Below are 21,282 nucleotides of genomic sequence, written 5' to 3' on the forward strand. Positions count from 1 at the left end.
CTCTACGGCGTTCGGCGGCGCAGAGTCAGCGATCCGACGACGATGGCAGAGACGATCCAGCATCCGATGAAGAGAATCCGCAGCCAGATGTAATCCGTGTCCTCGTTGCCCGATGACACCGCGGAGAGTGCGTCGATTGCATGTGACAGCGGCATCCAGTCACCGATCGTCTCGAGCACATCCGGCAGCTGATCGCGGGGAAGGAAGATGCCGCCCAGCAGGATCTGCGGGAACACGAAGACCGGCATGAACTGCACGACCTGGAACTCGGTGCGGGCGAAAGCACTGGCCAGCAGCCCCAGCGCTGTGCCGAGCAGCGCATCGACGATGGCGACGACGAAGAGAAGCACGATGGATTCCTCGATCTCCAACCCGCACACCCAGGTGGCAAAGCCCACCGCGATCGCGGTCTGGAGCACTGCCAACAGGCCGAAGGCGAGAGTGTATCCGAGGATGAAGTCCCCGCGCCCCATCGGCATCGACAGCAGCCGTTCGAGCGTGCCGCTGCGGCGTTCTCGCAGCGTGGAGATGCTCGTGACGAGGAACATCACGATGAAGGGGAACAGCGCGAGCATTGCCGGACCGATAGTGTCGAAGACCGGCGTTTCGTCGAAGATCCAGGCGACGAGTCCGATGAGGAGACTGGGCACGACCAGAAGCAGCGCGATGGTGCAAGGATCGTTGCGGATCTGCATCAGCACCCGTGCTGCCGTGGCCAGCGTACGTGTGGGCGTCATCGCGCGTCTTTCCCATGGCCGCGACCAAGCGAACGCGGCGAAGCTGCCATCAGAATCCCTCTCCTGCCGGTCTTCGCCCGCTTCAACGAGCGCGGCTTCTTCGCCCCGCTCGGCGAGCGCCTCGAGTCTGTCCGGGCGGTGTCGGACCTGATGATATTCAGGAACGCATCCTCGGCCGAGGCGGCACCCGTGGTCGAGAGGAGCTCGTCCGGCGTGGTGTCGGCAATCACACCACCCTCTCGCATGAGGAGCAGGCGGTCACAGCGTGTGGCCTCATCCATGACATGACTCGACACAAGCAGCGTCGTCCCTTCATCGGCGAGACCACGGAATATGTCCCAGAGGTCAGAGCGCAGAACAGGGTCCAGGCCGACCGTGGGCTCGTCAAGGACAAGAACCTTGGGAGACCCGAGCATCGCAGCCGCCAACGACACACGGTTGGCCTGCCCACCGGACAGGGTGCGGGCGAGCTGGTCGGCCTGCCCACCCAGATCGGTGCGCTCGATGACCCGATCCACGTCCGCCTTCGGTGCACCCTGCACACGGGCGAAATAGCGCAGATTCGCACGGACAGAGAGATCATCGTAGATGCTGGCCAGTTGTGTCATGTAGCCGACCCGGCGGCGGAGAGGAGCCGATCCTGCAGGCGCGCCGAGGACACTGACCCTGCCCTCACGCACGATCTGCACACCGACGATCGCGCGCATCAGCGTCGTCTTTCCGCTTCCGCTGGGACCCAGCAGACCGACGATCGCACCACGTGGCACCTCAAGGTCGAGATGCTCGACCACGGTGTTGCGACCTCGGCGAACCGTCAGCCCCCGAGCCTCGATCGCGTTGGTCTTCATATCAAGAATGAGACCCCCGATGATCCTGCACGTCAAGTGACCTGCACCCTGAAAGGTCTGCACAACAATCCGCACGTCTGCTCAAAGGTTCACGAAACGGGCCTCTGTTTGGTCAGAACCACCTCGGCGAGGGTCATAGCGTGGGTATAGCAAACGTCGTCGCGAAAGGTTCCCATGTACAGGCAGTCGTCGAAATTGGCCAACGTCCTCTATGACATTCGGGGACCCGTCCTCGAAGAGGCCGAGGCGATGGAGGCCAAGGGCCACACCATCCTCAAGCTCAACATCGGCAACCCTGCACCCTTCGGATTCGAAGCCCCCGAGGCGATCGTCCATGACATGGTCAAGCAGCTTCCCGTTGCGCAGGGCTATTCCGATTCGCGCGGAATCCTCTCCGGGCGCCGGGCTGTCGTCCAGTACTACGAGACGCGCGGCATCCACAATCTGGACACCTCCGAGGTGTTTCTGGGCAACGGCGTCAGCGAACTCATCACCCTGTCCCTGCAGGCTCTGTGCAATCCCGGCGACGAGATCCTCGTGCCCAGCCCGGACTACCCCCTGTGGACGGCCTCGGTCGCACTCTCCGGCGGCACACCGAAGCACTACCTGTGCGACGAGGCAACTGCGTGGCAGCCCGACCTCGAGGATCTCGAATCGAAGATCACCGAGAACACCCGCGGCATCGTCGTCATCAACCCGAACAACCCCACAGGCGCCGTGTACTCGCGCGAGACCCTGAAGAAGATCGTCGACATCGCCCGCCGCCACGGGCTCATCATCTTCGCCGACGAGATCTACGAGAAGATCACCTACGACGGCGTCGAGATGGTCAACATGGCCACCCTGACCGGTGACGATGTCCTCTGCCTGACTTATTCGGGGCTGTCGAAGGCCTACCGCATCGCCGGCTACCGCGCCGGCTGGCTCGCCATCACCGGACCTCTGTCCGAGGCGAAGAGCTACCTTGAGGGGATCAAGCTGCTGGCCAATATGCGCATGTGTGCGAATGTTCCGGCCCAGCACGCGATCCAGGCGGCACTGGGTGGAAAGCAGTCGATCGACGACCTCGTCCTGCCGCAGGGACGACTCGGCGCGCAGATGAACCTCGCACACGAGGGGCTGAACTCCATCGACGGTGTGTCCGCGCATCGCGCCAGCGGCGCGCTCTACATGTTCGCAAAGCTCGACGTCGACAAGTTCGACATCGTCGACGACGAACAGTTCGCCCTCGACCTGCTGCGCGAGCAGAAGATCCTCGTCTCCCACGGCACCGCCTTCAACTGGTCGCGCCCCGACCACTTCCGACTCGTCACCCTGCCCTCCATCGAGGTCCTCGACGAGTCGATCAACCGCCTCGGCGAGTTCCTCTCCGGATATAAGCAGAAGGCGAGCACCACCTGTGAACTGCCTGCGTCCGAGAGCCTGGCGCCTGCGGCTGGGTGAGGTCCGGCTGGGTGAGGTCCGGCTGGGTGAGTGATCGAACCTCTAGTCTGTAGGCATGAGCGAAGACTCGGAGACAGCTGAGCCCGGATCCGCTGCGGCTGAGGCTGGACGGAGCCGTTCCAGGCGCGCCCTCACTTGGTTGCGCATCACTGCGAGTGCAGCGGCCCTCGTCCTCCTCATCGGTGCCGGATGGTGGTTCCTCTGGGTGCCCGAACACCGGCCGGCGCTGGATCAGGCAGCCGGAGAAGTTCACGCGATCGACGTCTCGAACCACCAGGGGGCCATTGATTGGCCTGCTGTCGAAGCCGATGGCATCGGTGCTGCGATGATCAAGGCCACCGAAGGCGATGACTACGTCGATCCGCGATTCGAAGAGAACTGGGCGCAAGCGGGAGAGGCTGGAATTCGTCGGGGTGCCTATCATTTCTTCACCCTCTGCTCTCCCGGCGCGGCACAGGCGGAGAATTTCCTCAAGTCCGCTCCGCCCGACTCGCACGCGCTGGCACCGGCAGTGGATCTCGAGCTCATCGGTGCTTGCGAGACACGACCTTCCCAGGCGACGGTCGATGCGGAACTCGAGAGATTCCGAAATGTCGTCGAGGATGCGTGGGGTCGACCGTTGCTCGTCTACGCCCGCGGTTCCTTCACCTCGGAGTACTCGATCGCCGCGCTGGCGGACCACCCGCGGTGGGTGACGAACTTCTTCCTCCGTCCGCCCGACGAGGACTGGATGATGTGGCAGGTGCACTATTTCGCGACGGTGAACGGCATCGACGGAAAGGTCGACTTGGACGTCCTCCGAACTGACAGCTGAACAAGCCGGGGCTGAGACAATGGGCTCATGACGGAGCGCGAAGCGGGACCAGAGACAGTGCCGGTGGAGTCCGTCGCGCAGGCAGTCACTCTGGTGGCCCGCGGAACTCCCGTCGATCGCAGCCGACTGGAAGCAGAGCTCGGGCGGCAGCCTGCGCTCATCGACTCGCTTCTCGACTTGTCGACCACGATGGCACGGTGGCGGCAGAAGGACCATGAACGTGCGGCTCTGCTCGAAAGCGCCTCAGAACTCATCCAGGTCAGGGACACGAAGCGCCTGCTGCAGAAGCTCGTCGACCGAGCCAAGTCACTCATCGGCTGCGACATCGCCTACCTCTCGGAATACAACCCGGAAACCGACGAGCTCAACGTCAGGGCCAGCCGTGGAGCCATCTCGCTCCAACTCCCCGCTCTGCGTGTGCCGCCAGGAGTCGGGCTCGCCGGGCGCGTCGTGCGTGACCGGTCCGCCCACTGGACTTCCGACTACGACCTGACGCAACTGCCCCACGAACGCCGAGTCGACTCAGCCGTCAAGGCCGAAGGCATGGAGTCACTCCTCGGCGTCCCCATGGTCGTCGACGGTGAGGTCCTCGGCGCCCTGTTCGCGGCGAATCGCTACCCCCACGAATTCAGCGCGGATGAGATCACTCTGCTCTCGGCACTGGCCGATCACGCCTCGGTGATCCTCAAGACCGCACGGCTGATGGGCGAGCTCGCCGAGGCGGCCGCGGCCTCGGCTGCGTCCGAGGAGCTGGCCGCGGCCAAAGCGACCACCCTGCAGCGCCTCGTCGAGGTCGAGGAGCAGCTGACCCAATTGGTGCTGCAGGGCCGCGGGGCATCAGCAGTCACGGACGTCGTCTCCGAGACCCTGCGCGCCGAGGTGCTCATCGTGGACAGTTGGCACCTCGATTCTCCCGAGCTCCCTCCCGACGACGGTTTCCTGACCCAGGCCGATGTGAGCAAAGACGAGATCCTGGCCGCGCTGGACACCAGCCATCGCACCGGACGAAGTGCTCAGGTCTCTGCCGATAAGCGACTCATCGCCGCCTCGGTGGCCTCGAACAGACGCCGGCACAGTGGACTGTTCGTGCGCTTTCACAATCCCCCGAAGGACGGCGACCACAGCATCGTCGCTCAGGCCGCACAGTCCCTGGCGCTCATCCAGATGAACGAGCAGTCACGTGCCGATGCTGAGAACCGTGTGCGCGGCGAGCTGGCCGTGGACCTCATCGCCGACACCAGAGGCCTGGACGAACTCCGAGCACGAGCCCGCTCCAGCAACTTCACCCTGCTGGGCCCCTGGCAGCTGATGGTGGTCCAAGCAGGCCCCAACGACTTCGATCGCATCGGCTCGTATCTGGCCCGGGTCGAGCCCAGCATCCTCATGACCCAGCGCTCTCCGGGACTGACCGCGCTGCTGCCCCGTTCCGCTCATCGGTCCCGAACGCAGATGGAACAGCTGCTCACATCCTCAGACATCCTGCGCGACTGCCTGGTCGTCGTCTCCGACACCGGCTTTCAACGCTCAGAGCTGCGCACCGCCGAAGACGAGCTGTGGTCGTGTGTGCGGGTACTCAAATCGCTGTCGATCACCAGCGGTGTCTGTCCTGCCGAGGACTTCGCTCCCTACACGGCGATGTTCGGCACAGCTCCCGAACACGTCGAACGGTTCATGGAGCGCATGCTCGGCCCCCTGCACCGCTGGGACCGGCGGCAATCGGCTGATCTGGTCACGACTCTGCGCACGTACTTCGAACACAGCGGAAGCATTCGCCGCACCGCGACCGCTCTCTCGGTTCACATCAACACCGTCAAACTGCGCCTCGAGCGCATCGACACGGTTCTCGACGTCGACTGGCGAGCACCCGAGTACGCGTTCCGCCTCCACGTCGCCCTCCGGCTGAACCAACTCCAGCAGAAGAACTGAGCGCAACCAAGGTCTGCCCGCGCAACCTGGCACGCACCCGGCAACCCCCTGGCCCCTGCCCCCTGGCCAGAACAGCCATGCATCAGGGATTTTACTGTCCGAAACAGCCATAGGCGATCGGTCCTCGAAGTGTTTGACTGAACTCTGCGCAGAAGTACTCCGCCCAGAAGTCCTTCGCGCAGAATTTCTGACCGACGGATGCAACCACAGTCGGCGGTCACAGATACGACGAAGACTCAACAGGAGACACAATGGCAGAGAACAGCCGTATCGCCGGCTTCCGCAACATGTCGGTCAACGAGCGTCGCAGCGCAGTGGCCGACGCCACCGGACTCGACACCGAGGTCTTCGCTCAGATCGATGCGAATGCGTTCGGCCCCGTACAGGCGGCGAACCTGAGTGAGAACGTCTTCGGCGTCTTCTCCCTGCCTCTCGGAACTGCCACCAACTTCACGATCAACGGCACCGATGTTCTGGTGCCCATGGCCACCGAAGAGGCGTCGGTCATCGCCGCTGCCAGCAACGCCGCCCGGATGGCACGTCCACAGGGTGGGTTCTTCACCAGCTCGACGCAGCCCATCATGCAGGCGCAGATCCAGCTCATCAATGTGGCCGACCCGCATGCGGCCCGGTCCCGCATCCTCGAGCACCAGGACGAAGTCATCGAGCTGGCCAATGCCCAGGATCCGAAGCTCGTCGAGGTCGGCGGAGGCGTCAAGGGCCTCGACGTTCGCCTCGTTGCCGCGAAGTCGACAACCTACGTCGTCGTCCATCTCCACGTCGATGTCCGCGATGCCATGGGTGCGAACGCGGTGAACACGATGGCCGAGGCCGTCTCGGGCAGCCTGGCCGCGATCGCTGAGGGCGACGCTCTTCTGCGCATCCTCACGAACAAGGCCGATCTGCGGCTGAGCCGTGCGCGTGCCGTCTTCGACAAAGAGCTCCTCGGCGGCGCCGAGGTCGTCGACAACATCCTCCACGCCTATGAGCTGGCGGCGGCCGACCCGTACCGTGCGGCCACCCATAACAAGGGCATCATGAACGGCATCTCCGCCGTGGTGCTGGCCACCGGCAACGACACTCGCGCGGTCGAGGCCGGTGCCCATTCGCATGCCCTGGTCGACGGTCGCTACTCCTCACTGTCGACGTTCGAGAAGGATGCTGACGGCAACCTCGTCGGCAACCTTGAGATGCCGTTGCCCGTCGGTCTCGTCGGCGGCGCCACCAAGGTCCACCCGGCTGCCCGGGCCGCACTCCGGATCGCCGAAGTGAACACGGCGAAGGATCTGGCCGAGATCATCGTGGCCGCTGGTCTGGCGCAGAACCTGGCTGCTCTGCGGGTGCTCGCCACCGAGGGCGTCCAGCGCGGCCACATGTCGCTGCATGCGAAGAATCTCGCCGTTTCCGCCGGTGCCACTGCCGAAGAGGCCACGACCATCGTGGCCAAGCTCATCGAAGAGAAGGCCTTCCGATTCGATCGGGTTCAGGCCCTCCTCGCCGAGCTTCGCTCCGGTGCACAGAAATGATGGACTCGCTCCCCCAGGTCTTCGCCCGCGACAATCTGCCGACTCGGGTCAGGGTCTACGAGGTCAGCGCCAGGGACGGACTGCAGGCCGAATCGGTCACCCTGCCCGCCGAGGTGCGGGCCCAGCTCATCTCCCGACTGGCCGGCTCCGGACTGAGGTCCATCGAAGCCGGCAGCTTCGTCTCCCCCAAGGCCGTTCCGCAGATGGCCGACACCCGCGCCGTCCTCGACGAACTCGACCTCGGCGCACGCATCTCGTATCCGGTCCTCACTCCCAACCGGCGCGGCCTCGATGATGCGATGGCGGCTGGGGCCAAGGACATCGCCGTCTTCGTCAGCGTCACGGAGTCGTTCTCTCGGGCCAACCTCGGCGACGGCCTTGACGTGACCACGGCACGCAACCTCGATGTGGCAATTGCGGCTGCCGAGGCAGGGATGTGGGTCCGCGGATATCTGTCCATGGTCTTCGGCGACCCGTGGGAAGGCCCGGTGGACCCACAGCGCGTGGTCACGGCCGCACAGCAGCTGCTGGCGGCGGGCTGCTCGTCGATCTCGCTCGGCGACACGATCGGCACCGCGACACCTGGCCACGTGAGTGTCGTCCTGCAGGCGCTGCTCGACGGCGGCATCCCCGTTGAGGCGATCGCACTGCACACCCACAACACCTACGGTCAAGCGCTGGCGAACGTCTACGCCGCTCTCCAGCTGGGAGTCAGCGAATTCGACTCCTCGGCCGGTGGAGTCGGCGGCTGCCCGTTCGCAGATTCGGCGACCGGAAACCTGGCGACCGAGGATCTGGTGTGGATGCTCGACGGCCTGGGGATCTCGACCGGGGTCGACATCCGCATGGTCGCCGAGACCAGCCAATGGCTGAGCCGGCAGCTCGGCAAGCCGCTGGCCTCGGCCACCTCAGCGGCCATCGTCAATCAGTAGCACCACAGCACTTCGGCCGGCCCGAGGCGCAGTCAGCCCGGTCCGCGTTCGCACTCCAGAAACACGACTCAACAAACGAAGGTAGGCGAAGATGCCACAACTGCTCGAAGTCTGGAATGACACCGTCGACTCGAAACATCTTGTCGGCAGCATTGCCATCGGAATCGGGGTGGCGGTACCGGCGTTCCTCATTTCCGACCACCTCTTCACGTCCACCGGCGATGCTGAGCTGGGACATTCCTATGCTCTCCTGATCGGGATCGTCGGCTGCATCATCGGCGCCGTGATCGCCGGGATCCTGTTCAAGCCCAAGCGCGTGATCACACAGTCGCAGGCCGATACCCGCAACCGACAGGAAGTCATCGACGAGGTCGTCGAAGAGTACGGCGACCTGGGTGACCCCCGCGATCTCACACCGGCCGTGCAGTCAGAGATCCGAGCTCTCGGGCTCTTCGATGCCCTGGTCGAGAACCATGAGAGCCGAGCGAAGGGTGGCCAGCTGTGAGCGCGGACCTCCTCGAACCGATCCTGTGGGCGATCGGCATGGCCCTGCTGGCCGCAGTGCTGTTCACCGGAATCGGCCTCATCTCGGGCACCGATGAGACGGCGATCGTCGCCCCCTTGGCGCTGCTCGTCATCCTCATCGGCGTGCCTCCGGCCGGTGTCATCGCCTTCTTCCTCGCGGCGATCATCGCCAAACACATCTCGCACGCCGTCCCGACGACACTGCTGGGGATACCGGGCGACACCACTGCCGTGCCGATGCTGCGAGAGGCGCAGCTCCTGCGTTCTCTGGGCGTGCCTCACATCGCCTTGCAGAAGGCCATCTCCGGCGGCGTCATCTCGGTGATCATTGCAATTCCACTGTCGATCCTCTTCGCACTCGTCCTCACCCCGTTCGCCGAGGCGATCGGTGCGGCCGCACCATGGATCTTCATCGCGGCGGCCATTCTCGTCGCGTATACCTCGAAGGGAAAGCTGGCGGCAGTCGTCGCACTGATTCCCTTCGTCCTCATCATCGTCGGGCTGCAGGCGTTCATCCTCGAGCAGAAGGACGCGACGTTCACGACGTCCTTCTTCCTGGGAATCGCGACCGGCCCGCTCATCTACGATCTGTTCTCCGCTCTGTCGCCGACGGGCCGTCGGTCGATGACGCAGACAGGCAAGCGGGAGTTCGACCTCGCTCCCGATGTTCGCCCGGCCGACGGCGCGAAGCTGCCGAACCCCTTCACAGTCTTGGACCGCCAGCAGCTGGCCTACACCAGCGGTTCGGCAGCCATCACCAGCGCCACCTTCGTCTTCTCGCCCGTCGCCATGGCGGTGCTCATGGGTGAGATCGCCGGCAGTCGGATCAAGAACGGCTTCCATCGACTCACGACTGTCGTGTCCGTGAGGAACGGCACCACGGAATCGACCTATATCGCCGAGACCCTGATCCCGCTGATCGCCATCGGGCTCCCGCTCTCGCCCATGGCCGCAGGTCCGGCCGCGCCTTTGTTCAACGCCCCGCCCGTCTACACTCTCGATGCGGAGACCGGCGAGACGAACAACCTGCACGATCTGCTCTCGACCGGTGAGTTCGCACTCTTCTCGGTCATCGCCGCGGTCATCGCCATCGTGGTCGCCTATCCCTTCGTGATGAGAAACGCCCACCGGGCGGCCACCTGGGTGATGAAGTCGGTCTCCCACGAGGCGATCATCGCCGGCTTCGCCGCACTCATCTGCGTCATCTGCCTCTACGAAGGCGGGCTGCTCGCACTGGGCGTGACCATCACCGTGGGACTCGTCGGCGGCCTGTTCAATCGCATGATCGGCATGCACGCGGGCGTCCAGTTCATGGGCTATTACGTCGCCGTTCTCACGGTTCCGGCGATCCTGGCGCTGTAGCGGTTCCAGCGATCCTGGCGCTGTAGCGGTTCCGGCGATCCTGGCGCTGTAGCCGTTCCGGTCGTCGGAGTCCCTGCCGATGCCGCGACTCCCACGAATGAATGAGCTCAACGGTCGGCAAGTTCGCCTCGAAATTCTCACGATTCTCGAGGCGGACTTGCCGACCGTTCGCTGTCGCACGACGTTCGGAAACGTCATAGAAATTCATAGTCTAGTAATCGACTCAACTTAGTGGGTATTGTGGGCCGCGAACAGATTGCTCAACAATTTTCGGCATGCTGAAAGGTCCCCACACCATGCGCCAGCTCATCGTCCTCGGGCTCGTCGGCCTCCTCGCCCAACTCATCGACGGCTCTTTGGGCATGGCCTACGGGGTGACCTCGACGACCCTGCTGCTGGCGGCCGGGATCGCCCCGGCGACCGCCTCGGCGGCGGTGCATTTCTCCGAGATCGGCACCTCTCTGGTCTCCGGCATCTCGCACCACAAGTTCGGCAATGTCGACTGGAAGACCGTCTCGATCCTCGCGATCCCCGGATTCATCGGAGCCTTCGCCGGCGCCACCTTCCTCACCAGCCTCAGCGGGGACGCGGCCACACCGTGGGTATCGGGCCTCCTGCTGGCCCTCGGCGTCTATGTGATCTGGCGCTTCCTCGCCCTCGGCGGCCGCCGCCCCGAGTTCCACGGACGGCCCGGAGTGAAGCTGCTCGTGCCCATGGGTCTCGTCGGCGGCGCCCTGGACTCCATCGGCGGAGGCGGTTGGGGCCCGGTCGGGACCACAACCCTCCTGTCATCGGGACGGCTGGAGCCACGCAAGGTCGTCGGGTCGATCGATACCAGCGAATTCGTCGTCGCGGTCGGCGGCTCACTCGGATTCCTCGTCGCGCTGGGCTCCTCGGGCATCGAATGGTCGATCGCCGCGGCCCTGCTGATCGGCGGAATCATCGCCGCACCCATCGCCGCCTGGCTGGTCAAGATCCTGCCGGCCAGGGTGTTGGCGATCGCCGCCGGTGGGATCATCATCCTCACCAATGCCCGCACGATCGCACTGGCACTCGGGGCATCGTCGACGACGGTCGCGGTCACCCTCGCGGCCCTCGCGGCAGCCTGGATCGCACTGATCGTGCATGCGGTTCGCGTCGAACGCCGAACTCGTCGGACCGAATCCCTCGCCGAGGCGGGAGCCGAAGTCACCACCGGAAGCTGAGCACCCCGGACGGCTGAGTCCCCCGGACGGCTGAGTCCCCGACCCCGCGGACAGCCCGCTGTTACGATGACGGCATGCGGGTCACCACGAAATCCGACTATGCCCTGCGGGCCCTGATCGAGATCGCCGACGTCGACGACGGCGGGCCCATCAGCGCCGATGAACTCGGGAGGCGCCAGAACATCCCCAAGGGATTTCTCCAGGCCATCCTCGCCGATCTGCGCCGGGTCGAGATCGTGGCGTCAGTCCGCGGCAAGTCCGGCGGCTGGAAGCTGACGAAGCCGGCGAGCGCCACCACGGTCGCCGATGTCATCCGGGCCGTCGACGGCCCGTTGGTCTCGATCTACGGGCAGCGGCCCGAAGCCGTCGAGTACGACGATGCCGCCGAATCCCTCCAACAGGTGTGGATCGCGGCCCGCTTCGCCCTCCGCGATGTCCTCGAGCAGGTGACCATCGAGGCGTTGGCCTCGAAGACACTGCCCGCCGAGGTGACCGAGAAGGTCGCGATCGAAGACGCCTGGGCCCCGCACTGAGCGTTCACCGTCCGACGCGAACCCCAGTCACCGCCGGGCACCTGCTCACCGCCACTGTGCGGTGACGGTTCCCACGTCGGCGACCACCTCGGCGATGGCGGCATTGTGGGCGGCGACGATCGGATCGTGTCGAGCGACCTGCGCACTCGATCCCGCCGTCCGTGCGCGTGAGACGAGGAGCACGTCGCGGCGGCAGGCGTCCATCGGCATCGGGATGATCTCGACCGTCGGGTCCTCCGGGACCGAGGAATCAGGGATCACTGCGACCGCCAGCCCTGCGGCGATCATGCGGATGATCGCCGCGTAGTCGTCCATCCTCATCCCCACCCGGGGCTCGAAGCCCGCGGTCACGCACAGCGACCTGACCACCTCGTCGATGGCGTCACCAGGGTCGATGCTGAACGCCCAGGTCTGGGATACGAGCGACGTGAGGTCGGGCATGCCCGCGGCGTCCAGGGCGATCGGTCCGACGGGCTTCGGCACGCACAGGAAGAGCTGCTCCGAATACAGATGTTTGGCCGTCAGGGTCGACGGGATCCACGTCTTGTCGATGTCCGTCGAGACGAGCAGGGCAAGATCGAGATCACCGGCCTCCAGCCTGGCGACGAGCTTCGCATGCTCGTCCAAGGTCACATCGAGTGCTGCGGCCGTCATCTCGGCATTCCTGCCTGCGGTCGTCATCTCGGAATTCCTGCCTGCGGTCGTCATCTCCCCGGCCGTCGGGCTCTCGGCGGCAATCTCGTCGTGCGCCTGCCAGCGGGCCCGCTTCTGCAGCTGGTTGTGCAGCTTCGGAATCACGCGGGCGCCGACTGTGGGAACAGCTCCGATCCGGACCGGGACCGCCTGGTCCTCTCGCCACAGCGCCACCTCGGCGCCGAGGCGATCGCACAGCCCCAGGATCTCGATCGCACGTGTCACGACGAGATTGCCCACGACGGTTGGATGCGACCCGCGGGGGCTCTTCACGATCAACGTCGACCCCAGCGCCCTCTCCAGGTTGTGCAGGTGGTGGTTGACCGTGGGCTGGCTCCACCCAAGTGCGGTCGCCGCTGCCGCAACAGAGCCCGATTCGGCGATCTCACGCAGGGCCGAGAGCCCACGGGTATCGAGAGCTTCCATCATCCTCCGACCATCGGGTCAATAGTATGTATTCATCAGTTTAGGAAACTTGGTATTCTCCCGGCAAGGCTTCACTCCCTAACCTGGATCTATGACCGTGCACCAGGATTCCCACATGACCTCCGCTCCGGAACACTCGGCATTCCCGGGGACTGTGACGACTCACGCCCCGTACGCCGATGCGCTGGCCGCGGCGGCCAAGCGTGACTCGCTGTTCCTGTCCACTCCCGGACACGGCGGCACCACGACGGGAATCTCTGCAGGTCAGGCCGAATTCTTCGGCGAGCACATCCTCTCCCTGGACATCCCCCCACTCTTCGACGGCATCGACCTCGGCGTCGATACCCCGAAGGACGAAGCCCTGCAGCTGGCCGCCGAGGCCTGGGGCGCGCGGCGCACCTGGTTCCTCACCAACGGCTCCTCGCAGGGCAACCGCATGGCAGCACTGGCGATCGGCACCCTGGGCACGGGTGTCGTGACCCAGCGCAGCGCCCATTCGAGCTTCGTCGACGGCATCGTGCTGGCCGGACTCAACCCCGGCTTCGTCTACCCCAACATCGACGAGGTCAACGGCATCGCCCACGGAGTCACCCCGGACTCGCTGCGTCACGCCATCGCATCGCACCCCGAGACGGTCAGCGCCGTCTACCTCGTGACCCCCAGCTACTTCGGCGCCGTCGCCGACGTCAGGGCACTGGCCGAGGTCGCCCACGAAGCCGGCGCCGCCCTCATCGTCGACGCCGCATGGGGTGCCCACTTCGGCTTCCACCCCGATCTGCCGGAATCCCCCGTCGCCCTGGGCGCCGACATCGTCATCATGAGCACACACAAGCTCGCCGGCTCATTCACCCAATCAGCGCTCCTCCACCTCGGCGACACCGAATTCGCGAATCGCCTCGAGCCCGCGCTGGCCCGCGCCTTCATGATGACGTCGTCGACCAGCGAGAACGCCCACCTCATGGCCTCGATCGACATCGCTCGCCGGGACCTCGTGAACTCACGTGACGCGATCTCGGACTCACTGGAGAACATCCGCCAGATCCGTGCCCGGATCGAAGGCTCCGAGCACTACCACCTGCTCTCCGGGGACTTCATGAACCACGCCGATGTCGTCGACATCGACCCCTTCCGCCTGCCCATCGACATCACCTCGACGGGGCTCGACGGCCATGCCGTGCGCAAACGCCTGACCGAGGACTTCGACATCTTCGCCGAGATGGCGACGGCCACGACGATCGTCGCCCTCATCGGCGTGGGCAAGTCCCCCGACCTCGGCCGGCTCTTCGACGCCCTCGATGCGATGCGCCTTGAGAACACCGGGACCAGTCCCGCCGAGGCGGTCGCGGCGTCGGCCGGCATCCCCGCCCTGCCGAGTGCGGGAAAATTGGTCGCCCTGCCGCGCGATGCGTATTTCGCGGACTCCGAGCTCGTTCCCGCCGCCGAGGCACTCGGTCGAACCAGCGTCAGCTCCCTGGCCGCATACCCACCCGGTATTCCGAATGTCCTCCCAGGTGAGGAGATCACCGCAGAGACCGTCGAGTTCCTGCAGGCCGTGGCAGCGAGCCCGACGGGACACGTCCGCGGCGGCGTCGATCCGACGCTGAGCACCTTCCGCGTCCTCAAGGACTGACACCACTCCGGACCCCAGGCCGGACTGGTTGAGTGTTCAAATAACGATACTGAATGCAGAAACCTATCTTGTCCGATACAGTCACCAGCTGAGGATAACTCTCTCGCAGAGTGCGCTTCCCTTATTCTCACTGCTATACACAAGGCAGTCTGCAATGAAGCAGTCGCAGACTGCATGACGTAACCGATTGGCTCAGGACCGGATGGACGCGCAAGCACATCAGCCAGGGGAAGAACTCGCCGATTTCACGGAGAACGAGCTCCTCTCGCTCATCGACGCCGGAACCGCCGGCGCCTACTCAGAGATCTATCGCCGCTACATCGACGATGCGGTCGCCAGAGCCTCATCCTCGCTGCCGGACGCCGATGCCCGGAGGGTTGTCGACGACGCCTTCCTCAGCGTGCTCAGATCCCTGCTGAACGGAACCGCCGACACCACCGAGGGCCTCCGGTCCAAGGTGAACAACGCGATCGACGAACGCCTCGCCGTTCGTCAGCCGCGAGCTGATTCGTCGCTCCAGGGTGCGCCTGCAAGCGACCAGGATCAGGCCAGTGCCCGAGACGGGGGCGAACCGGATCATGCTCTGCTTGCGCAGGCAATGTCGACCCTGCCCGACAATTGGCAGCGGATCCTGTGGCTGCGAGAAGTCGAGCAGCTCTCGCCCGAGGCTGTGGCGGACAGGCTGAATATCCGCACAGCAGTTGTCGAACGACTCTCGAGTCGTGCCCACCAGGATCTGCACAAGGAGTGGGATCGGATTCGCCCCGAGGGCAGCGATGCGGCTGCCGATCGACGCTCCGCTCTCGTTCCTGCCTTCCTGACCTCGCCGATCGTCATCGAGCGGCTCTCGGACATCGTGGCTCACACGGCCCCGGAGCCGGCAGGATCTCCGGTTGCCGACACGAGGCCGGACAGTACGGATCCGGGCAAACCCGACGCCGCATCAGAATTTGGGCAAACAGAGGCAGATCCGCGAGCAGAGGAATCCGACGCCGCGACCATGGCGTCGGCAGCTGTCTTCGCCAACACCGACGCAGACATCGAACCGCCTACGTCCGCCGAAGGCGCTGAACCCACCGAAGACACCGAGTCCGGCCGGGCCGCTTCGCTCGCCGCGGTGAGCGCATCGGCCGACCCATCACACGTCCCTGCTCAGACATCGGTCGCGGCGTCCTCACGATCCGGCTTCAGTATGTCGAAACCCGTGCTGATCCCTGTGGTTGCAGCGTGCATCGGCCTCCTCGGGACTCTTGTCGGCCTCGCCATCGTGCCGCACCAGGAGGAGGGGCTGAGATCCGGAGGCGGAACATCGAACGTCTCCAAAGTGGACACGTCGTCTGAGGACGAGGACTCGAGCCGTGACGCCGCCTCCGGTCGTGACGAGCAGTCGCCTGATGACACCGACTCACATCAGGGAAGCCGAGAGCAGGGCTCGGAGAATTCGCAGGAATCCGTCCCCGGCTCCACGGATCAGGACGAGAACGAGGAGTCCTCCAAGAGCTCCCGAGACGATGCCGGACGAACTGGCGACGATTCCCCGTCCAAGGACGATTCCGGCGACAACGGCGATCGCCCCTCGTCGAGGAACCCCGATGATCCGGGTCCTTCGGATTCTGATCGTCCGGGTCCGGAGTCGCCTTCCGACCCCGAACCTTCCGACCCCGAACCTTCTGACCCCGAATCACCGTCGGATGAACCGTCCGAGTCCGAAACGCCGTCGGAGCCTGACGAGCCGGAATCACCGTCGGAGCCCGCACCTACGACGGATCCAGAGCCTGATCCCACCCCGACGGAGGACGACACACCACCTCCGGCAACTGACGAGCCCGAATCACCTCCAGAAACCGACTCTCCCGAGCCGGATCCGTCGGATACCGGAACCGACTCAGAACCGACACCAGACGATCCTTCGACCGGGGCCTCCACCTCTTCGAACTGAAGTGCGGGCGCAGGCCAGGCTCGGCGCCCGGGCCTGCAGGAGCCGCGCCGAGACCATGCAGGGGCTCGCTGCTGTTCCGCCGCAGCCCTGCTCCCAATAAACGCAGGTTGGCCTGACGTAAAGATGATGCTCGATCTCCCTCGACCCACAGATTTCTGGGCTCACAGACATTTTCTCGTGATGCGGGTCACCAATCCTATTGACATGGGTGTCTAATCGAGCAACGATGTTCTGCATTGCCAAAAACCAATCTCTCAGAATCTACGAGTTCTGCGGCCGGCAGATAACCGAATTTCATCTGAAACGAGGAACCGCTGATGTCAGAAGGCGCCGAAAATACCGCTGCCAAAACGGAGAAGCCGTCCCGGCGAGGACGGAAGGCGCTCAAGAAGAAGCGCCTGGAGGCCGATCACTGCATCGTCATCGAGCAGAAGTCCATCCGCACCGCCATCGGGGGAACGACGGTCGGCAACTTCATGGAATGGTTCGACTTCGGCGTCTACGGCTACCTCGCCGTGACGATGACCTCCGTCTTCACCGAAGGCATGGACCCGCAGATGGGCCTCCTCGTCACGCTGCTCGGCTTCGCGGTCTCCTTCCTCGTCCGCCCGCTCGGCGGCATGGTGCTCGGACCCCTCGGTGACAAGATCGGGCGACAGAAGGTTCTCTTCTTCACCATGGCCACGATGGCCACCGCCACCGCCCTCATCGGCGTGCTGCCCACTGCCGCGCAGGTCGGCCTGTGGGTGATCATCCCCCTCTACCTGCTCAAGATGATCCAAGGCTTCTCCACCGGCGGCGAATACGCAGGTGCGACCACCTACGTCTCCGAATTCGCACCGGACAAGCCCCGTGGCTTCTGGGCCTCCTGGCTCGACGTCGGCTCCTATATCGGCTTCGCAGCCGGTGCGGGCACCGTTGCCGTCACCACCGTCATCAGCACGGCCGTCGCCGGCGAGACCGCGATGGTCGACGGCGGCTGGAGGATCCCGTTCCTCATCGCCATTCCGCTCGGCGCCGTCGCCATCTGGTTCCGACTGAAGATTCCGGAGACACCCAGCTTCGAAGCCTCGGTCGCCGAGGGCCTCGATGTGAAGGTCAAGGACGACAAATATGCTCGCCACGGCCTCATCGGCGTCATCCGTCACTTCTGGAAAGAGATCCTCATCGGCATCGCCATCGTCGCGGGTTCGCAGACGGCGGGCTACGCCCTGACGAGCTTCATGCCGACCTATCTCGAGGAGACGGTCAAGGTCTCGAACGTTCAGGCCGCCGTGGTCACCATTCCGGTGCTCGTGGCCATGTCCCTGTGCCTTCCGCTCATCGGCAGGCTCTCGGACCGACTGGGACGCAAGTTCGTCTTCATTGTCGCGGCAGCTGCCACGATCGTGCTCATCGTTCCGGCGTTCGCCATCATGCAGATCGGTGGGATGTGGGCGATCACGATCGCCTTGTTCATGGTGGCGGTTCCGGCGGGCTTCTACATCGCCTGCCTGGCGTCGACGCTTCCTGCCCTGTTCCCGACGTCCTCGCGCTACGGTGCCATGGGACTGACGTTCAACCTCGGAGTCTCCCTGTTCGGCGGCACCACACCGCTGGTCAGCCAGGCGCTCATCGACGCCACCGGCAACTCGTACATGCCCGCGTTCTACATCATGTTCTTCTCCGTCATTGCTCTCGTTGCCGTGCTGTTCATGAAGGAATCTGCACACCGGCCGCTGCCGGGGTCGTTCCCGACGGTCAACACGCACGAGGAGGCCGTCGAGCTGGCGCGCACGCAGGACGACAACCCCGACCTCGATCCGGACACCATGCCGATCCCGGTTGTGAAGGTGTGATCCTGCCGGGCTCCGCTAGCGGTTCTCGGCACGCTTGAAGTAGAAGAGATTGTCGACGACGAGAGCGCGGGCCTCGTCAGTGCAGCCCGTCTCGATGAGCCCGACGAGGTCGACGATCTGCTGCGCCGACTCAGAGTCGACCATGGTCGCGATCGAATGCGCCGCAAAGACTCGTGACTGGTCCCGCAGTCGCAGGCTGATCTCCGCGGCTCTCCTGCCGAGTCCGTATTCGAGAAGATGTTCGTGGAACAGTCGGTCGGCGGTCATGAACCCGATTGTGTCGCCCTCGACGGCGGCGGACAGGGCATCCTCGGCATTCCGGCGAAGCTCACCGAGCGCAGTCTCGCACGAGTCCGGAGCCTCGGAGACCCGGGCGCACAGGGCCTCAACCGCGGGGTCGGCGAGAAGGGACCTGATCCGGATGATCTCCTCCAGGTCCTCCCGCGTCACGGGCACCAGCCGGAAGCCCCGGTTCGGCACAGCTTCGACGGTGCCTTCGGTGACCAGAGACATCATGGCCTCCCTGACCGGACTCAGCGAGATGCCCAGCCGCTTGGCCAAACCCGCTGCCGAGTAGATCGTGTCCTCGTCGAGGTCGCCGGTCGTGATCGCATGACGAATGACGACGAGCGCATGCTCGCGCAGCGTCGGGGCGGAATCGGGTCGGACCGGTGCCGGTGCTGGCATCGGCCTCGATGTCTGCGTCGCTGCCGACCCCGGTGTCTGTCGCTTCACAGCAGGTGAGGCTGACTCGTTGCTGATCAAAATTCTCCTTGGATGGCTATTGACAGCATAACCGCGACAACTCACGATTGAGTGAAGTAATCGGTTATCGACTACCTTACTTTCGATCGAGTCGGAATGGGGTCGTCGAAACCACGGTGTGGTTCCTGCGAAGCAACCACTGTCGTTCCTGCGAAGAAGGAGGAACCATGTCCCTCGATCCCCTGCTCCAGCCATTCGCGTTGGGGCCTGTTCAGCTCAAGAACCGCATCGTCTCCACCGCGCATGAGCCCGCCTACACCGAGCTCGGCATGCCCAAGGACCGGTATCGCCTCTATCATCGGGAGAAGGCCCGCGGCGGGGTGGGGCTGACGATGACAGCCGGATCGGCCACGGTGTCCAAGGACTCCCCCGCCGCGTTCGGCAATGTCGACCTCTCCACCGACGAGGTGATCCCGTGGCTGTCCGCGATCGCCGAGGACTGCCACGCCGAAGGCACCGCCGTGATGATCCAGCTGACCCACCTGGGTCCGCGCAACTCGAACTTCACGGCCGACTGGCTGCCCCTCGTCTCATCAGGCCGCCACCGCGAACCCACCCACCGCTCCTTCACCAAAGCCATGGAGGACTTCGACATCGAGCGCGTGGTCGACGACTTCGCGGCGGCAACGGCACGGGTGAAGGCGGCCGGGTTCGACGGTCTGGAGTTCCTCCACACCGGCCACCTCATCGACTACTTCTTCGCCTCCAGGTTCAACGACCGCGAAGATGACTACAACGGCGACCTCGCAGCTCGCATGCGCTTCCCCTTGAGGATCATCGACGCGATGCGCGGTGCCTCAGAGGGACTCGCCCTCGGCGTTCGCATGTCGGTGCTCGAGCAGTTTGAGAGCGGCATCACCGAGGACCTCGCCATCGATGCCCTCAAGAAATACGCCGCCCACGGCATCGACTTCCTCAACCTCAACGTCGGCACGATCAGCTCCGACAAGGAGCTCGCCGAGGCGATCCCGGGCATGGGCACACCCTCGGCTCCCTGGCTCGAGACCTGCCGTCGCATCCGGGAGTCCATCGACATCCCCGTGCTCCATGCGGCCCGGATCGCCGATGCGCCCACCGCCCGCTTCGCGATCGAGGACGGCTGCCTCGACCTCGTGGGCATGACCAGGGCACAGTTGGCCGACCCCTATCTCGTGAAGAAGATCGAGGAGCACCGCGAGGACGACATCCGCCCGTGCGTGGGCGCGAACATGTGCCTCGACAGCATCTACACCTCCGGCGCCGCGACCTGCATCCACAATCCCGCGAGCGGGCGTGAGGCTGATCTGCCGCAGGAGATCGCCCGCGATGTCGGCGCCGGCCCCAAGCACGTCGTCATCGTCGGAGCCGGTCCGGCAGGTCTCGAGGCCGCGCGCGTGGCCGCAGTGCGCGGACACCGCGTGACCCTGCTCGAGGCCGATTCGGCGGCCGGGGGCCAGGTGAAGATCGCCGCACGCTCGCAGCGCCGCCGCGATCTCATCGGCATCATCGACTGGAGGGTCCAGCAGTGCAAGAAGCACGGGGTCGACATCCGACTGGACACCTTCGCCGAGGCCGACGACATCCTCGCCCTGGCACCCGACGTGGTCATCGTCGCCACCGGGGGCGTTCCCGACGCCAGCTATCCGTTCCGTGAGGAGGGGCCCTCGTTCGACGTCTGGGACGTCATGGATGACAGTCTGCGCAATAAGTCCCGAGTCCTCGTCTTCGACGATCACGGCTTCTATCCGGCCCTCGATGCTGTGGAGCATTTGGCCCGCAACGGCCAGGAGGTCACCTACGTCAGCCCCGAGCGCACCATCGGCGTCGACGTCGGATCGATGAATTCGCCTGCGTATCTGCAGGTTTTCTCCGAATTCGGGGTCACCGTCCACCTCGGCGAAAGGCTCGCAGCCAAGCCCCAGTCGAAGGACAAACTGGTCACGGCGCGACTGCGCAACGACTACTCGGGCATCGAAACCGAGCTGGAGACCGACGCGGTCGTGGTGGACTTCGGTACGACGCCCAACGACGAGGTCTACTTCGGGCTCAAGCCGCACTCTTCCAACCTCGGCGAGATCGATCTCGACGCCTGGGTCCATGGGCAGCCTCAGCCCGGCCGTGGAATCGGCTCGAATCCGTCCACCGCCGCCGAGGCGAGCGC

17 protein-coding genes are annotated in these 21,282 nt (G+C 64.8%); 13 read left to right on the forward strand and 4 right to left on the reverse strand.

The window, feature by feature from the left end; translation table 11 throughout:
* Window positions 1-2: 2 nt before the first annotated feature.
* Together L0G76_RS06200 and L0G76_RS06205 are read right to left on the reverse strand one after the other, a co-directional pair.
* Window positions 3-737 (reverse strand): ABC transporter permease, encoded by a 735-nt coding sequence (locus tag L0G76_RS06200; RefSeq protein ID WP_304356446.1) that lies wholly within the window; start codon window positions 735-737, stop codon window positions 3-5.
* On the reverse strand, window positions 734-1,585 hold the full coding sequence (locus L0G76_RS06205; protein WP_304356447.1) for an ABC transporter ATP-binding protein: 852 nt from the start codon (window positions 1,583-1,585) through the stop codon (window positions 734-736). Before L0G76_RS06205 ends, L0G76_RS06200 begins: the two co-directional genes overlap by 4 nt.
* Window positions 1,586-1,759: 174 nt before the next feature.
* Between L0G76_RS06205 and L0G76_RS06210 the strand changes: the two genes are divergently transcribed.
* From L0G76_RS06210 to L0G76_RS06250, 9 genes are all read left to right on the forward strand, one after another.
* Complete coding sequence (locus L0G76_RS06210) at window positions 1,760-3,028, forward strand: pyridoxal phosphate-dependent aminotransferase (RefSeq protein WP_304356448.1); 1,269 nt, start codon at window positions 1,760-1,762, stop codon at window positions 3,026-3,028.
* 55 nt (window positions 3,029-3,083) lie between these two features.
* A complete protein-coding gene (locus tag L0G76_RS06215) occupies window positions 3,084-3,842 on the forward strand; it encodes a GH25 family lysozyme (RefSeq protein ID WP_304356449.1) in 759 nt (252 codons plus the stop codon).
* Window positions 3,843-3,869: 27 nt separating this feature from the next.
* Window positions 3,870-5,768, forward strand: a complete 1,899-nt coding sequence (locus tag L0G76_RS06220; RefSeq protein WP_304356450.1) for a helix-turn-helix domain-containing protein — start codon at window positions 3,870-3,872, stop codon at window positions 5,766-5,768.
* A 251-nt stretch (window positions 5,769-6,019) separates the two neighbouring features.
* Window positions 6,020-7,294, forward strand: coding sequence for a hydroxymethylglutaryl-CoA reductase, degradative (locus tag L0G76_RS06225; protein ID WP_304356451.1), 1,275 nt, complete (start codon window positions 6,020-6,022; stop codon window positions 7,292-7,294).
* A complete protein-coding gene (locus L0G76_RS06230; protein WP_304356452.1) occupies window positions 7,294-8,226 on the forward strand; it encodes a hydroxymethylglutaryl-CoA lyase in 933 nt (310 codons plus the stop codon). Before L0G76_RS06225 ends, L0G76_RS06230 begins: the two co-directional genes overlap by 1 nt.
* Before the next feature lie 91 nt (window positions 8,227-8,317).
* Window positions 8,318-8,731, forward strand: a complete 414-nt coding sequence (locus L0G76_RS06235; RefSeq protein ID WP_304356453.1) for a hypothetical protein — start codon at window positions 8,318-8,320, stop codon at window positions 8,729-8,731.
* A complete protein-coding gene (locus L0G76_RS06240) occupies window positions 8,728-10,113 on the forward strand; it encodes a tripartite tricarboxylate transporter permease (RefSeq protein WP_304356454.1) in 1,386 nt (461 codons plus the stop codon). Before L0G76_RS06235 ends, L0G76_RS06240 begins: the two co-directional genes overlap by 4 nt.
* Before the next feature lie 296 nt (window positions 10,114-10,409).
* Complete coding sequence (locus L0G76_RS06245; RefSeq protein WP_304356461.1) at window positions 10,410-11,318, forward strand: sulfite exporter TauE/SafE family protein; 909 nt, start codon at window positions 10,410-10,412, stop codon at window positions 11,316-11,318.
* A 74-nt stretch (window positions 11,319-11,392) separates the two neighbouring features.
* Entirely contained in the window at window positions 11,393-11,851 is a 459-nt protein-coding gene (locus L0G76_RS06250; protein WP_304356455.1) for an RrF2 family transcriptional regulator, read from the forward strand.
* 45 nt (window positions 11,852-11,896) lie between these two features.
* On the opposite strand, the gene L0G76_RS06255 is transcribed toward L0G76_RS06250, so the two are convergent.
* Complete coding sequence (locus L0G76_RS06255; protein ID WP_304356456.1) at window positions 11,897-12,973, reverse strand: LysR family transcriptional regulator; 1,077 nt, start codon at window positions 12,971-12,973, stop codon at window positions 11,897-11,899.
* Between the two features lie 88 nt (window positions 12,974-13,061).
* On the opposite strand from L0G76_RS06255, the gene L0G76_RS06260 reads away from it, so the two are divergent.
* The 3 genes from L0G76_RS06260 (at window position 13,062) to L0G76_RS06270 (ending at window position 18,377) form a co-directional block, all read left to right on the forward strand.
* The gene (locus L0G76_RS06260) at window positions 13,062-14,600 is read left to right on the forward strand and encodes an aminotransferase class I/II-fold pyridoxal phosphate-dependent enzyme (RefSeq protein ID WP_369696165.1); all 1,539 of its coding nucleotides are present in this window, start codon (window positions 13,062-13,064) and stop codon (window positions 14,598-14,600) included.
* A gap of 202 nt (window positions 14,601-14,802) precedes the next feature.
* Window positions 14,803-16,539: a hypothetical protein gene (locus L0G76_RS06265; RefSeq protein WP_304356457.1), complete on the forward strand. Its 1,737-nt coding sequence runs from the start codon at window positions 14,803-14,805 to the stop codon at window positions 16,537-16,539.
* 317 nt (window positions 16,540-16,856) lie between these two features.
* On the forward strand, window positions 16,857-18,377 hold the full coding sequence (locus L0G76_RS06270; protein WP_304356458.1) for an MFS transporter: 1,521 nt from the start codon (window positions 16,857-16,859) through the stop codon (window positions 18,375-18,377).
* A gap of 15 nt (window positions 18,378-18,392) precedes the next feature.
* On the opposite strand, the gene L0G76_RS06275 is transcribed toward L0G76_RS06270, so the two are convergent.
* Entirely contained in the window at window positions 18,393-19,064 is a 672-nt protein-coding gene (locus L0G76_RS06275) for a GntR family transcriptional regulator (RefSeq protein WP_304356459.1), read from the reverse strand.
* 245 nt (window positions 19,065-19,309) lie between these two features.
* On the opposite strand from L0G76_RS06275, the gene L0G76_RS06280 reads away from it, so the two are divergent.
* Window positions 19,310-21,282: oxidoreductase (locus tag L0G76_RS06280; RefSeq protein WP_304356460.1), on the forward strand; the 1,973-nt coding region annotated here is incomplete at its 3' end.

The organism is Brevibacterium picturae (assembly GCF_030453725.1).
Lineage (GTDB): Bacteria > Actinomycetota > Actinomycetes > Actinomycetales > Brevibacteriaceae > Brevibacterium > Brevibacterium sandarakinum_A.